This window comes from Jatrophihabitans sp. GAS493 (genome assembly GCF_900230215.1).
Taxonomy (GTDB): Bacteria; Actinomycetota; Actinomycetes; order Mycobacteriales; family Jatrophihabitantaceae; genus MT45.
On the sequence record NZ_LT907982.1, the window covers coordinates 3,400,116 to 3,415,034 of the forward strand.

Here is a 14,919-nt window from a genome sequence, read left to right on the forward strand (position 1 = left end):
GCCGGTCAAGGTCCGAGCATCTCCGGGGTGACGGCGGATTCGGTGTCCGGGATGCCGAGGTCGCTGGCCCGTTTGTCAGCCATCGCGAGCAGGCGGCGGATCCGACCGGCAACGGCATCCTTGGTCATCGGCGGATCGGATAGCGCGCCGAGTTCCTCCAGTGAAGCCTGCTTGTGCTCCAAGCGCAGCCGTCCGGCTTGCAGCAGGTGTTCCGGCGCGTCGTCGGCCAGTATCTGCATCGCCCGATCAACCCGGGCGCCGGCGGCGACCGCGGCGCGGGCGGAGCGACGCAGGTTGGCGTCGTCGAAGTTGGCCAGCCGGTTCGCGGTCGCCCGCACTTCGCGACGTAGGCGCCGCTCCTCCCAGGCCAGCACACTCTCGTGGGCGCCGATGCGGGTGAGCAGCGCACTGATCGTGTCGCCGTCGCGGACCACGACTCGGTCGTATCCGCGAACCTCACGCGCCTTCGCGGAGACACCCAGGCGACGGCCGATGCCGACGAGGGCGAGTGCGGCCTCGGTGGAGGGGCAGGTGATCTCAAGCGAGGAGGCGCGTCCGGGCTCGGTCAGTGATCCGTGGGCCAGGAACGCACCGCGCCAGGCCGCCTCGGCGTCCCCGATGCCGCCGGAGACCACGTGATGGGGAAGCCCGCGGACCGGACGGCCACGCAGATCGACCAGGCCCGATTGACGAGCCAATCCCTCGCCGTCCTTGGTGACCCGGACGAGGTAACGGCTGCCCTTACGCAGCCCGCCTCCGGCGACGATCTGCACCTCCGAACCGTGCCCGAAGATCTCCGCGATCTCCTTGCGTAACCGTCGGGCCACCGAGCCGGTGTCCAGTTCGGCCTCGATGACGATGTGCCCGCCGATGAGATGGAGGGCACCGGCGAAACGAAGCATCGTGGCGATCTCCGCCTTGCGGGAGGTGGTCTTGGCAACTGTGACGCGACTCAGCTCATCCTTGACCGCTGCGGTCATCGCCATTCGTCGTTCCTCACTGATCGTCACTTTCGCGTCTAGACGTTACTGCGTTGATGGCCTCACGATAGGCCTCACCCAGACGCTTTGGATCGTGTTCGGCACCGTTTTCGTTTGCCGCGATGTCTGACATTACGAGATCAGAACCGGTTCTAGTTGAAAACGCAACCAGCGCGGCCGGATCCAATACTGAATTGCGATCGGCGACGACGGCGTCGATGCGAAGATTGTCGTGATGCTCGTAGAGCGTTCGCAGTAGCTCCTCGGGTGAGAACCCGTCGGTCTCGCCGGCTTGCGGAACCAGATTCACCGCGACGATCACGATCGCTTCAGTGCGGGCGAGTGCGTCGCCGAGTTCACGCAGCAAAAGATGCGGGATCACGCTGGTGAACCATGATCCGGGGCCGAGCACGACGACATCGGCCGTGCGCACGGCGTCGACCGCCGGAGCGCAGGCCGGGGCGCCGGGAGGCAGCAACTGGATGCTGCGGACGCGGCCCGGAGTGGCCGCGATCGAGGACTGCCCACGAATCTTGCGGGTCCGCAATGGGTCCGAGGGGTCGAAGCGATCAACCACCGCGACCAGATCCAGCGGTACCGGACTCATCGGTAGGACCCGACCGGTGGCCGAAACCATCGACGCGACCTGCGCCAACGCGACGACGGAATCCCCGGACTTCTCGAAGAGGCCGGAGAGGATCAGATTCCCCACCGGATGTCCGGCCAGGGCTCCGTCGCCCCCGAGCCGATGCTGCAGCAGTTCGGTCCAGTCAGGGTCGCCCTCCCGGCGGTTGGCCAGGGCAACCAGGGCCATTCGCAGGTCACCTGGGGGAAGAATCCCCAGCTCGCGCCGGATACGCCCCGACGAGCCGCCGTCGTCAGCGACGGTCACGATCGCGGTGACGTCCTCGGTCAGATGCCGCAGAGCGCTGAGCGTCGCGTGCAGGCCGTGTCCGCCGCCCAGCGCGACCGCCTTGATTTGGCGTTGGGTCATCGATCGCTCGCCGGCCCAGTCGTGATTTCTCTATTCACGGCCGAGGTCCCGATTCACGACCGTCGCCCGCACGCCCAGGTCGTGCAGTCGATCGGCGAACTGCTGGGCCATCACTACAGAGCGGTGCTTCCCGCCGGTGCAGCCGACGGCGAGCGTCAGGTAGTGCTTGCCCTCCCGCCGGTAACCGGCACCGATGATCTCGAGAATCGCGCTGTACCGGTCGATAAAGTCCGTCGCGCCCTCCTGGGCAAGGACGTAGTCGCGGACCTCGGTGTCCTGGCCGGTCAGTTCGCGAAGCTCGGGAATCCAGAACGGATTGGGGAGAAATCTCACGTCGACCACCAGGTCGGCATCGACCGGCAGCCCGTACTTGAAACCGAAGGAGACGACGGTGGCTCGCAGCGCGGGAACCCCGTCCAGATCGCCGCCGCTGGCGAAGGCCCGCTCGATGGCCCGACGCAACTCGTGCACCGAACGATCGCTGGTGTCCAACACCAGATCGGCCTCGCCCTTGAGCCCCTCGAGAATCTGCCGCTCGGCCCGGATCCCCTCGCTCAGACGCCCGTCGCCCTGCAGCGGATGGGCACGCCTATTACTTTCGAACCGGCGAACCAACACCTCGTCGCGGGCGTCGAGGAAGAGCACCCGGGGCCGCAGCCCGCGGTTGGCCAGGTCGATGATGACACCGCGTAGATCGGAGGAGAAGGCCCGTGAGCGCACGTCCATCACGACTGCGATCCGGGTGACCGCGCCCTGCGTACGACTTCCCAGCTCCACCATCGTCGCGACCAACTCCGGCGGAAGGTTGTCGACGACGAAGTAGCCCAGGTCCTCCAGGCACTTCGCTGCGGTGCTACGTCCGGCGCCGCTCAGCCCGGTGACGACCACTGTCTCCAGCGCACCGCGGTCGTGAGGTTCCTCCTCGGGGGCATCGTCGGGTTGGTCGTCCAGCTGATCCTGCGGCGTATCGGTGTCACTAGTGGGGGTCACAGCGGTGATTATTCGCTATCCAGCACTTCACCGGTGGTTACGTTGATCGCCGGTTGACGATCGATGGCCGTTCGGGCTAGCGAGGCGACCACGGCCTCGGCCGTCTGAGGCCCGATTCCCGGGACCTGACTGATCTCGGCCGCATCGGCGGCGCGGAGCTTTCGCAACGATCCGAAGTGGGTCAGGAGTGCCTTTCGGCGTGTCTCCCCCAATCCGGCGATGCCGTCCAGAGCGGAGACGGTCATCGACTTCGAACGCTTCTGCCGGTGGTAGGTGATCGCGAACCGGTGCGCCTCGTCGCGCACCCGCTGCAGGAGGTACAGCCCCTCAGAAGTGCGCGGGAGGATAAGGGGATAAGCCTCGTTGGGTACCCACACCTCCTCCAGTCGTTTGGCCAGGCCGACGAGGGCGATGTCGTCGATACCGAGGTCGTCGAGCACGGCCTGGGCGGCGGCGACCTGCGGTGCGCCGCCATCCACGACTAGAAGGTTCGGTGCGTAGGCGAACTTCCGGGGACGGCCCGTGACCGGGTCGATCCCGATCGCGTCGGGTGTCTCGTTGCCGTCGGCCGACGGGTCGGGGGCGACCTGCTCGTCGAGGTAGCGGGCGAAGCGGCGGCGAGTCACCTCGGCGATCCAGTCGGTGTCGCCGGTGCCGGTGCGCATCGCGAACCGCCGGTATTCACTGCGACGGGCCAGACCGTCTTCGAAGACGACCATGCTGGCCACCACGTCGCTGCCTTGAACGTGGCTGATGTCGAAACACTCGATACGCAGCGGCGCATCGGGCAGATCCAGCGCCTCCTGCAGTTCCGCCAACGCGAGCGATCGGGCGCTCAGGTCGGAGGCCCGCTTGAGCTTGTGCTGCGTGAACGACTGGGCGGCGTTCCGCTCGACGGTCTGCATCAGCGCACGCTTGTCACCACGCTGCGGCACCCGGAGCGAGACCCGGCTGCCGCGTCGCTCGCTGAGCCATTCGGTGAGGGCGTCAACGTCATCTGGGACCTCAGGCACCAGCACTTCACGGGGGATCCCGGCCCCGTCGGCCCCGTCGGCGTCGTCGCCGTAGAACTGCGTGATGAACTGTTCCACGAGGTCAGCGGTGGTCACCGCCTCGTCAATTGCCGAGACCTTGTCGATGACCCAACCGCGCTGGCCGCGAACCCGGCCGCCGCGCACGTGGAACACCTGTACCGCGGCCTCGAGCTCGTCCTGGGCGAACGCCACCACATCGGCGTCGGTGCCATCGCCGAGCACCACCGCCTGCTTCTCCAAGGCCCTTCGCAGGGCGTTCAGATCGTCGCGTAGCCGGGCGGCCCGCTCGAACTCCTGCTCGGCGCTAGCCTCGTTCATGCTCCGCTCCACCCGCCGCATCATCGACTCGGTGCGGCCGGCCATGAAGTCACAGAAATCGTTGACGATCTCGCGATGTTCGTCGGCCGAGACCCGGCCGACACAGGGTGCGCTGCACTTTCCGATGTAGCCGAGCAGGCAGGGGCGGCCGACCGCGGTCGCACGCCGGAAGACGCCGGCCGAGCAGGTACGAGCCGGAAAGACCCGCAGCAGCAGGTCCAGCGTCTCGCGGATGGCCCACGCGTGGGAATACGGGCCGAAGTAACGGACACCCTTGCGCTTCGGCCCCCGCATCACCTGAAGGCGCGGATACTCCTCATGCAGGGTGACGGCGAGCGACGGGTAGGACTTGTCGTCGCGGTAGCGGACGTTGAACCTCGGGTCGTACTGCTTGATCCAGGTGTACTCGAGCTGCAGCGCCTCAACCTCGGTGCTCACCACCGTCCACTCGACGCTGGCCGCCGTCGTCACCATCTGCCGGGTGCGCGGGTGGAGGGCCGAGAGGTCGGCGAAGTAAGAGTTCAGCCGTTGGCGAAGGCTCTTCGCTTTTCCCACATAGATGACTCGGTGCAGGTCATCGCGGAACTTGTAGACGCCAGGCTCCACCGGAATGGTGCCGGTGGCCGGTCGGTAAGTCGAAGGGTCAGCCACACTCGCAAGCCTAGCTACTGCCACCGACTGAGGTATCGGATCTGCGGTCGGTTGCGGCGTCTACTTCGTACTGGTCGATCTCCTTCAGCAGTGACTGCTGCCCCGGCTGATCCAGAAACGAGTAGCGCACCGCCGCCCGGGCGAGATTCGTCACCCCGGCGGCATCCAGTCCGAGCAGCTGCGCGGCCACCGAATACTCCTGGTTGAGGGTGGTCGAGAACATCGGAGGATCGTCGGAGTTGATGGTGACGGGAACGCCGGCCGCCACAAGTGCCGGTAGCGGGTGCTCGGCCAGCGAGGGAACCGACCGGGTACAGACGTTGGAGGTCGGGCAGACCTCGAGCGGAATGTCGTGCTCGATGAGGTAATCCATCAGCGCCGGGTCGCCGGCCGCGGCGATGCCATGGCCGATTCGCTCGGCGCCCAGATAGCGCAACGAGTCCCAGATGCTCTCCGGCCCGGTCGATTCGCCGGCGTGCGGCACGCTGTGCAGCCCAGCGGCCCGGGCGGCGGTGAAGTACGGCTCGAACTGGGGTCGCGGCACGCCGATCTCCGGGCCGCCGAGGCCGAAACTGATCAACCCGGCCGGGCGATTACGCAACGCGACATCGAGGGTCACGTCCGCCGACGGCAATCCGGCCTCCCCGGGGATGTCGAACGACCACCGCAGCTGGATACCGAAGTCTCGGGCTGCCCGCTCACGAGCATCCTCGATCGCATCGCAGTAGTCCTGGGCGGCGATCCCCCGGGCAATCGAGGAATACGGCGTGAGCGTCAGCTCGGCGTACCGGACGCTCTGCGCGGCGAGATCGCGGGCGACCCCGTGGGTGAGGGTCCAGATGTCCTCCGGGGTACGAATGAGGTCGACGACCGAGAGGTACACCTCGATGAAGTGCGCAAAATCGGTGAAGGTGAAGTACGAGGCCAGCAACTGTTCGTCGGCCGGCACCGGCGTCGAACCCTCGTGACGGGCCGCGAGCTCGGCGACGATCTGCGGCGAGGCCGAGCCGACATGGTGGACGTGTAGCTCGGCCTTGGGTAGGCCGGCGATGTACGGGTCGAGGCCGCTCCCGCCCTCAGGGCCGGGCGACAGGCGACCGGATGGACTGGTCTCCAATTGGGGCTCCTGTGTCACGCCTACACCGCCGCCTTTGCCTTGCGAGTGGTCGTCGGTTTGGGGCGCGTCGACTCACTCCGGGCCGCCACCGCGCGCGCCGCCGGGCGGCGGGTGCTGGCGGTACGAGCGGTCGACCCAGCCTGACCCGGATTCAGAATCTCAGCCAGGTATCGCCCGGTATGCGACGCCGCGACCCCGGCTACCTCCTCCGGTGTGCCCTGAGCGACCACGGTGCCACCGCCGGCGCCGCCCTCCGGGCCCATGTCGATGATCCAGTCGGCCGTCTTGATGACATCGAGATTGTGTTCGATCACCAACACGGAATTCCCCTTCTCGACCAGCGACTGCAGGACACCCAGCAATTTATTGACGTCCTCGAAGTGCAGGCCGGTGGTCGGCTCGTCGAGGACATAGATCGTGCGCCCGGTGGAGCGTTTCTGGAGTTCCGCGGCCAGCTTCACCCGCTGCGCCTCGCCACCGGAGAGGGTCGGCGCCGGCTGACCCAGGCGGACATAACCAAGTCCCACATCGACCAGAGTGTCGAGGTGCCGGCTGATCCGGCTGATCGGTGCGAAGAAGACGGCCGCCTCTTCAATCGGCATCTCCAACACCTCGGAGATCGTCTTCCCCTTGTAGTGGACGTCCAGCGTCTCCCGGTTGTACCGGGCACCGTGGCACACCTCGCAGGGGACGTAGACGTCCGGGAGGAAATTCATCTCGATCTTGATCGTGCCGTCGCCGGCGCAGTTCTCGCAGCGGCCGCCCTTGACGTTGAAGGAGAAGCGGCCCTGTTGGTAACCCCGGACCTTCGCCTCGGTCGTCTCGGAGAAGAGCTTGCGAATATGGTCGAAGACTCCGGTGTAGGTGGCCGGGTTCGAGCGTGGCGTGCGACCGATCGGCGACTGGTCGACCCCGACGACCTTGTCGAGCTGGTCGATGCCGGTGACCCGCTTGTGCCGCCCGGGCTGCAGGCGGGCGCCGTTGATTTTGTTGGCCAGCGACGCGTAGAGGATGTCGTTGACGAGCGTCGACTTTCCCGAGCCACTGACCCCGGTGATGGCCACGAAGAGCCCGAGTGGGAAGGCGACGTCGATGTTGTGCAGGTTGTGCTCGCGGGCCCCCTCGACGACGAGCTCCCGGCGCTTGTCCCGTGGTCGCCGGATCGCCGGGATCTCGACCGACCGGCGGCCGGAGAGGTAGGCACCGGTGAGGGATTCCTTCGATTTCAAAAGGTCTTTCACGGTTCCCGAAACGACGACCTGGCCACCGTGTTCACCGGCTCGCGGGCCGATGTCGACCACCCAGTCCGCGGTGCGGATGGTGTCTTCGTCGTGCTCGACCACGATGAGCGTGTTACCGAGGTCGCGAAGGCGGACCAGCGTCTCGATGAGCCGTCGGTTGTCGCGCTGATGCAGCCCGATCGACGGCTCGTCGAGGACGTAGAGCACGCCCACCAATCCCGACCCGATCTGGGTCGCGAGCCGGATGCGCTGCGCCTCGCCACCGGCCAGGGTGGCCGAGGCGCGATCCAGCGAGAGGTAGTCCAGGCCGACGTCGACCAAGAATCCGAGACGGGCCTGAACCTCCTTCAACACCCGTTCGGCGATCATCGAGTCCCGGCCGGATAGGCGCATCGCGTCGAGGAAGGCCGACGCGTCACCGATCGACATCGCCGCGATGTCAGCGATCGATCGATCAGCCAGCGTGACGGCGAGAATCTCCGGCTTCAGCCGCGTTCCACCGCAGCCGTGGCAGGGCACTTCGCGCATGAATCCTTCGTAGCGCTCCCGCGAAGCCTCACTGTCGGTCTCGGCGTGGCGTCGCTCAATCCAGGGCAGTACACCCTCGAAGTCGGCGTAGTAGCTGCGAACTCGCCCATACCGGTTCTTGTAACTGATGTGCACTTGGCTGGTCGTACCATTGAGAATCGACTTCCGTCCCCGAGCGGGGAGCTTCTCCCACGGCGTGTCGAGGTCAAAGCCTTCGGCGTCGGCCACCCCCTGCATCAGACGCAGGAAGTACTCGCTGGACTGACCGCTCGTCCAGGCGGCGATCGCCCCTTCGTTGAGCGTCTTCTCCGGGTCCGGGACGACGAGTTCGGGATCGACTTCCTTGCGCGTTCCCAAGCCGGTACACACCGGGCAGGCCCCGAACGGCGAGTTGAAGGAGAACGAGCGGGGTTCCAGATCATCGATGGCCAGCGGGTGATCGTTCGGGCAGGCCAGCCGCTCGGAATAGCGACGTTCGCGATGCGCGTCGTCCTCGGGGAGGTCGACGAAGTCGAGGATCACCAGGCCGCCGGCCAGCCCGAGCGCCGTCTCGATCGAGTCGGTGATGCGCTGCTTGCTGCTGGCCCGGGCGGTGAGACGGTCGATGACCGCCTCGATCGTGTGCTTCTCCTGCTTCTTCAGCTTGACCGCACCGGTGCCGCCGGCGGTGAAGTCGGTGAGCGGATGCACCACGCCGTCGACCCGCGCGCGGGCGTAACCCTTGGTCTGCAGGTCGCCGAAGAGGTCGAGGTACTCCCCCTTGCGCTCCCGGATCACCGGAGCCAGCACCTGGAACCGGGTGCCTTCGGGCATCTCCAGAATGCGATCGACGATCTGTTGGGGGGTCTGCTTGGTGATGGCTTCACCACAGACCGGGCAGTGCGGCTTGCCGATGCGGGCGTAGAGCAGGCGCAGGTAGTCGTACACCTCGGTGATGGTGCCGACGGTGGAGCGCGGGTTGCGACTGGTTGACTTCTGATCGATCGACACCGCCGGCGAGAGCCCCTCGATGAAATCGACGTCTGGTTTGTCCATCTGCCCGAGGAACTGGCGCGCGTAGGCCGAGAGCGACTCGACGTAGCGCCGCTGCCCTTCGGCGAAGATCGTGTCGAAGGCGAGGCTCGATTTACCCGAACCCGAGAGACCGGTGAACACGATCATCGCGTCACGCGGTAGCTCCAGGTTGACATCCTTGAGGTTGTGCTCGCGGGCGCCACGGACAATCAGCTGATCAGCCACAGTCTTCTCTCGGTGAGGTGATATCTGGGGGCAACCTCAGACGAGGTTGGTCGAGCGACGTTGGTCTAGCGAGGTTGGTCTAGCGGGGAACTCTCCGGCCCTCTCTGAGGGTAATGAGCCGTACTGACAACGTGGGACGGGGTGCGGTCAATATCTCCCGGAGCGAACGAATTTCGAGTGACGCCGACCACGTCTGCGGTTAGGCTCCGCCCGTGCCGCAACTCCCAGAGAAGCTCCGCCGAGCCACCCTGGAGGACGCTACCGCCGTCGCCGATCTGTACCTGCGCTCGCGAGAGGCGGCGGGCGCCGCCTTTCCACCAGGGTTACATCCGCCGTCGGAGGTGTTGGCCCACGTCGCCGAGGTCCAGATCGCTCGCCGGGAGACCTGGATTCGCGAGGCCGATGGTGTGCTGGCCGGATTTCTGGTGCTGGACGGAGATCAACTCGACTGGCTCTTCGTCGACCCAGCGCATCAGGGCCGAGGTCTCGGCTCGGCCCTGATCGAGCTGGCCCGCCAGCAGCGGCCGGGCGGCTTGGCCCTCTGGGTTTTCGTCTCCAACCATCCGGCTCGTCGCTTCTACGAACAGCACGGGTTTCGGATGGTGCGCGGCACGGACGGAGCGGACAACGAAGAGCACGCACCAGACCTGCGCTACGTCTGGGGCGAGCACCAAGAGGGGCACACAAAGCGGTGAGGGTCGCCCCGACCCAGGAACAGCGGGCGCCCACTGACGCGGAGTCGAGCTAGCCCAAACTCCAGTCGACTGGCGCGGCGCCCTGCTGCTCCAGAAGCGCGTTGACCCGGCTGAACGGGCGCGAGCCGAAGAAGCCGCGGTCGGCCGACATCGGGCTCGGGTGGGCCGACTCGACCACCGGAGTTCGACCGAGCAGGGGGCGGAGGGTCTGCGCGTCCCTCCCCCAGAGCACCCCGACCAGGGGGGCATCGCGGGCCACGAGGGCCCGGATCGCCTGGTCGGTCACCCGCTCCCAGCCTTTTCCGCGATGAGCGGCGGGGCTGCCGGGAGCGACCGTAAGGACCCGGTTCAACAGCAACACCCCCTGCGCACTCCACGGGGACAGATCACCCGAGACGGCCGGGGCGATACCGAGGTCGGAGTTCAGCTCCCGGTAGATGTTCTGCAGGCTCCGCGGCAGAGGCCGGACCTCCGGGGCGACCGAAAACGAGAGACCCACCGCGTGCCCGGGCGTCGGATACGGGTCCTGCCCGACAATGAGCACCCGCACGTCCGCGAACGGCTGGCTGAACGCGCGCAGGACGTTGCCGCCGGAGGGAAGGTAAGTGCGACCGGCCGCCACCTCCGCCCGCAGGAAGTCGCCCATGGCGCTGATGTCGGCGGCCACCGGCGCCAAGGCCACCGCCCATCCGGCTTCGACTACCTCCTCAAGGGGGCGCCCCGGCATCGGCACCTATGCCTTGGGAGTGGGCTGGGGAGCGGGCTTGGGAGTGGGGTTGGGAGTCGGCTTTGCGGTGGGTGACGCGATGGACGACACGATAGCCACAGCCTGGTCCCGCGCGATCTCGCTCCGCTCGTCGCTGCGCCGGTCCTTCAACTCGATGGTGCCGTCGACCAGACCCCGCCCGACGACGAGGATGGTCGGAACGCCGAGCAGCTCGGAATCCTTGAACTTGACGCCCGGCGAGACGCCCCGGCGGTCGTCCAGCAGCACTCGTAGGCCAGCCGCTTCCAGCTCCTCGGCGAGCTGTTCAGCGCCGGCGATGATCGTGTCGTCCTTGCCCGCGGCCACAACGTGCACGTCAGCCGGAGCGACCTCGCGGGGCCAGCAGAGACCCTTCTCGTCAAGAGTCTGTTCGGCCAGCGCCGCGACGGCTCGGGTGATGCCGACGCCGTAGGAACCCATCGTGATGGTGCTCGGCTTGCCGTTGGCGCCGAGCGCGGAGAGCCCGAAGACCTCGGCGTACTTCCGGCCGAGTTGGAAGACGTGGCCGAGCTCGATTCCGCGAGCGATTTGCAGGGTGCCCCCGCAGCGGGCACATCGGTCGCCGTCGCGGATCTCAACCGCGCCGATCTCGCCATCGGGGGTGAAGTCCCGTCCGCGGACGACGAAGACGGCGTGCTGGTCGGCGACGTTGGCGCCGGTGACCCAGGCGCTCCCCTCGACGACCAGTGGATCGACGAGGTATCGCACCTTCAACTCGGAGAGGTTCTGCGGTCCGATGTAACCCTTGATCAGACCCGGCTGGGTGGCCAGATCGGCCGCCGAAGCCTGCTCCACCTCGACCGGCTCCAGCTGTCCGGAGAGACGCTTCAGGTCGACTTCCCGGTCACCGGGGACGCCGACCACGAGCAGGTCCCACTCCTTCTGCCCCGGGGCCCGGGTCTTCAGCACGACGTTCTTGAGCGTGTCGGCCGCGTCGAAGGATCGGCCGAGGTCCAGGCTGTTGAGCCGCTCGACAAGGGTCGCGATCGTCGGTGTGTCCGGAGTGTCGAGAACCTGGGACTGCGGTTGCGCCGATCCGTCCTGGGGCGGCGGCCCGGCGATCTCGACCGCCTCGGTGTTGGCCGCATAGTCACAATCCGTGCACTGCACGAAGGTGTCCTCACCGGCGGGCGTCGGAGCCAGGAACTCCTCGGATGCCGAGCCGCCCATGGCTCCGGAGACGGCAAAGACGATGCGGTAGTCGAAACCGAGGCGGGTGAAGATCTTCTCGTAGGTGTCGCGATGGGCCTGGTAGGAGGCGGCAAGCCCGTCATCGTCCAGGTCGAAGGAGTACGAGTCCTTCATGACGAACTCGCGTCCACGCAGGATGCCCGCCCGTGGGCGGGCCTCATCCCGGAACTTCGTCTGGATCTGGAAGAGCGTCACCGGGTAGTCCTTGTACGAGGCGTACTCCCCCTTCACGAGCAGGGTGAAGAGCTCCTCGTGCGTCGGCCCCAGCAGGTAGTCAGCGCCCTTGCGGTCGACGAGCCGGAAGAGGGAGTCGCCGTAGTCGTTCCAGCGACCGCTCGCCTCGAAGGTCTCCCGCGGAATCATCGCCGGGAAGTGCACCTCCTGCGCACCCATGGCGACCATCTCGGAGCGGACGATCTCTTCGACGTTGCGCAGCACGGTCAGCCCGAGCGGCAGCCAGGAGTAGATCCCCGGCGCGACCCGACGCACGTAACCGGCCCGGACCAGCAGCTTGTGGCTCGGCACCTCCGCGTCGGCCGGGTCGTCACGCAGGGTCCGGAGGAAGAGTTTCGACAGTCGCAGCACGGGGCAAGGCTATCGCCCCGCCGGCCGACAGCGGAATTCGCGGCCAGCGGCCCGGACCGGCGATGAAATTCGGTTGCGCGCTTCCACTGCGGCTGGCGATACTCAACTTCCTGCATGCGTGCCGGCACTGACGAGACGAGAGGAGGCCCGAATGCGCGTCGCCTTGGGCTCCTGCCCCTCCGTCCTCACTCCCTGAGGTAGTCCGCTCCACCACGGCCTGACGTCGTGAGCTGAGAGACCGGTTGCCACGGGAGCCGCCATTCAGCCAAGGAGCATCGAGTGAAACTCGATCCAGAAGAATCACCCCCCGACGTCCCACTGTCGCTCTCCGACCGCCCCATGGAACCGATCTCCTACTCGACGTGGGATGTGGCCACTCACGGCCCCAGACCCCGGCCGGGATGGGTCGTCACCGAATTAAGCGCCGTCGATACCGAACTGGGCGTTCTCAAGACCGGCAAGGAGGCCGACGTCCACCTGCTCAACCGTGCCCGCCCCGGAGAGGACGGGGTACTGCTGGCCGCGAAACGCTTCCGCCCGTCCGAACACCGGATGTTTCATCGAGATGCGGGGTACACCGAGGGGCGCCGCGTCCGCCGCAGCCGCGAGACCCGGGCCATGGCGCAGCGAACCGAGTTCGGCCGAGAACTGCTCGCCGGGCAGTGGGCCGTCGCGGAGTTCGGGGCGCTCAGTGCACTGTGGCGATTGGGCGCGCCGGTCCCCTACCCGGTCCAGCTGCACGGCACCGAACTGCTGCTCGAGTTCATCGGCAACTCCGACGGCGTCGCTGCTCCGCGGCTGGCCCAGTGCCGTCCCGACCGCGCCGAGCTGGCCGACCTCTTCAAACAGGCGCGCGAGGCGATGCACACGTTGGCTCGGGCCGGCTACGCGCACGGCGACCTCTCCGCCTACAACATGCTGGTCCAGGACGGCCAGCTCTGGATCATCGATCTGCCGCAGATCGTCGACATCGCGGCCAATCCACGCGGCGATGAATTTCTGCAGCGCGATTGCGTCAACGTCTGCACCTGGTTCCGAGCCCGCGGCTACGACGCCGCCGACCCGGACCTGCTCTTCGGCGACCTGATGGCCGAGGCGGTTGCCGGCTGGTAGCCGCAGGCGGCCGAATCCAGCCGGGCACCCGTTGCGACGCGACGAGCCTGTCCGCGCGGGCTGATCCGGTACGGCTAGCGTGGCAGCATGCGGCATTACGACCTGGCGATCATCGGCTCGGGGTCGGGCAATCCGGTCGTCACCGCCGAGCTGAGCCGATTGCGCATCGCACTGATCGAAGAGTCCGTCTTCGGGGGTACCTGCCTCAACGTCGGATGCATCCCGACGAAGATGTTCGTCTACACCGCGGACATCGCGCACACGGTGCGCGATTCGTCCCGGTTCGGAATCGACGCGAAGCTCGACGACGTGCGCTGGCGGGATATCCGGGACCGCATCTTCGGCCGCATCGATCCGCTTTCGGCCGGTGGTCGGCGCTACCGGGAGAGCTCTGACCACATCACCCTCTACTCCGCTCACGCCGAGTTCGTCGATGCCTCGACCCTGCGGTTGAGCACCGGTGAGACGATCACCGCCGATCGCATCGTCGTCGCCGCCGGGGCGCGAGCCACGGTGCCGCCGGTGGTGGCCGACAGCGGCGTCGACTTCCATACCTCGGACACGATCATGCGGCTGGATGAGCTTCCGCGGCGCTTGGTCATCCTCGGCGGCGGCTATATCGCCGCCGAGTTCGCACATGTCTTCGGAAGCCTCGGTACCGAGGTGAGCATCGTGACGCGCGGCGACGGGATGCTGCGGCGCTTGGACCGGGACATCTCTCTGCGCTTCACCGAGGCGGCCGGGAAGCGGTGGAATCTCGTTCTGAATCGCAGTGTCGCGGCGCTTGAGCAGGCCGGTGCGGAGCTGACCATGCAACTCGACGACGGAAGCGAGCTCACCGCCGACACCCTGCTGGTGGCCACCGGACGGCGGGCCAACGGCGACCGGCTCAATGCGGCGGCGGCGGGCATCGCGCTACACGAAGACGGCCGGATCGTCGTCGACAAATACCAGCGCAGCACCGCTGCCGGGATCTGGGCGCTGGGGGACGTGAGTTCACCGCAGCAGTTGAAGCACGTGGCCAACGCCGACGCGCGCGTGGTTGCCCACAACCTCGCCCACCCGGACGCGCTCATCGCCAGCCGCCATCAGATTGTGCCGGCTGCCGTCTTCAGCAATCCGCAGGTCGCGACCGTGGGGCTCACCGAAGAGGAGGCCCTCGACGCCGGCTACCGCATTCAGGTTCTGCGCCAGCACTACTCGGACACGGCTTATGGATGGGCGATGGAGGACAGCGTCGGCTACTGCAAGGTGGTGGTGGAGTCCGGTAGCGGTCGACTGCTCGGAGCCCACATCCTCGGTGCCGAAGCAGCTGTGCTGATCCAGCCGGTGGTGCAGGCGATGGAGTTCGGTCAGAGCGCGCTGGAGGTGGCGCGCGGGCAGTATTGGATCCATCCCGCGCTCACCGAAGTGGTCGAGAATGCGCTCCTACAGTTCGATCCGAAACGCCGAACATGAGCGACCCGCCCGATGAAGA

At 67.0% G+C, this 14,919-nt stretch carries 11 protein-coding genes; 3 read left to right on the top strand and 8 right to left on the bottom strand.

What is annotated here, in order from left to right:
- Window positions 1-5: 5 nt before the first annotated feature.
- Genes whiA through uvrA form a run of 6 tightly spaced genes read right to left on the bottom strand, consistent with a single transcriptional unit; the run spans window position 6 to window position 9,092 of the window.
- Complete coding sequence (whiA, locus tag CPH63_RS15825; RefSeq protein ID WP_096303815.1) at window positions 6-986, bottom strand: DNA-binding protein WhiA; 981 nt, start codon at window positions 984-986, stop codon at window positions 6-8.
- A gap of 10 nt (window positions 987-996) precedes the next feature.
- Window positions 997-1,974 (bottom strand): uridine diphosphate-N-acetylglucosamine-binding protein YvcK, encoded by a 978-nt coding sequence (gene yvcK, locus CPH63_RS15830; protein ID WP_197704381.1) that lies wholly within the window; start codon window positions 1,972-1,974, stop codon window positions 997-999.
- Between the two features lie 30 nt (window positions 1,975-2,004).
- Window positions 2,005-2,925, bottom strand: a complete 921-nt coding sequence (rapZ, locus tag CPH63_RS15835) for an RNase adapter RapZ (protein WP_371364987.1) — start codon at window positions 2,923-2,925, stop codon at window positions 2,005-2,007.
- Window positions 2,926-2,972: 47 nt separating this feature from the next.
- Window positions 2,973-4,967 (bottom strand): excinuclease ABC subunit UvrC, encoded by a 1,995-nt coding sequence (gene uvrC, locus CPH63_RS15840; RefSeq protein ID WP_096303816.1) that lies wholly within the window; start codon window positions 4,965-4,967, stop codon window positions 2,973-2,975.
- A 10-nt stretch (window positions 4,968-4,977) separates the two neighbouring features.
- Window positions 4,978-6,060 (bottom strand): adenosine deaminase, encoded by a 1,083-nt coding sequence (locus tag CPH63_RS15845; RefSeq protein WP_096305199.1) that lies wholly within the window; start codon window positions 6,058-6,060, stop codon window positions 4,978-4,980.
- A gap of 44 nt (window positions 6,061-6,104) precedes the next feature.
- Window positions 6,105-9,092, bottom strand: coding sequence for an excinuclease ABC subunit UvrA (uvrA, locus tag CPH63_RS15850; protein WP_096303817.1), 2,988 nt, complete (start codon window positions 9,090-9,092; stop codon window positions 6,105-6,107).
- 212 nt (window positions 9,093-9,304) lie between these two features.
- Here uvrA and CPH63_RS15855 point away from each other — a divergent pair, with 212 nt between their 5' ends.
- Entirely contained in the window at window positions 9,305-9,787 is a 483-nt protein-coding gene (locus CPH63_RS15855) for a GNAT family N-acetyltransferase (RefSeq protein WP_096303818.1), read from the top strand.
- Between the two features lie 49 nt (window positions 9,788-9,836).
- Here CPH63_RS15855 and CPH63_RS15860 read toward each other — a convergent pair whose 3' ends face one another.
- The gene (locus CPH63_RS15860; RefSeq protein ID WP_096303819.1) at window positions 9,837-10,514 is read right to left on the bottom strand and encodes a uracil-DNA glycosylase; all 678 of its coding nucleotides are present in this window, start codon (window positions 10,512-10,514) and stop codon (window positions 9,837-9,839) included.
- A gap of 6 nt (window positions 10,515-10,520) precedes the next feature.
- Window positions 10,521-12,329 carry a proline--tRNA ligase gene (locus CPH63_RS15865; protein WP_197704382.1) on the bottom strand — a complete coding sequence of 603 codons (1,809 nt, stop codon included), beginning with the start codon at window positions 12,327-12,329 and terminating at the stop codon, window positions 10,521-10,523.
- 279 nt (window positions 12,330-12,608) lie between these two features.
- Here CPH63_RS15865 and CPH63_RS15870 point away from each other — a divergent pair, with 279 nt between their 5' ends.
- Entirely contained in the window at window positions 12,609-13,442 is an 834-nt protein-coding gene (locus tag CPH63_RS15870; protein WP_197704383.1) for a serine protein kinase RIO, read from the top strand.
- An 87-nt stretch (window positions 13,443-13,529) separates the two neighbouring features.
- Entirely contained in the window at window positions 13,530-14,900 is a 1,371-nt protein-coding gene (locus CPH63_RS15875; RefSeq protein ID WP_096303821.1) for a mycothione reductase, read from the top strand.
- Window positions 14,901-14,919 lie beyond the last annotated feature (19 nt).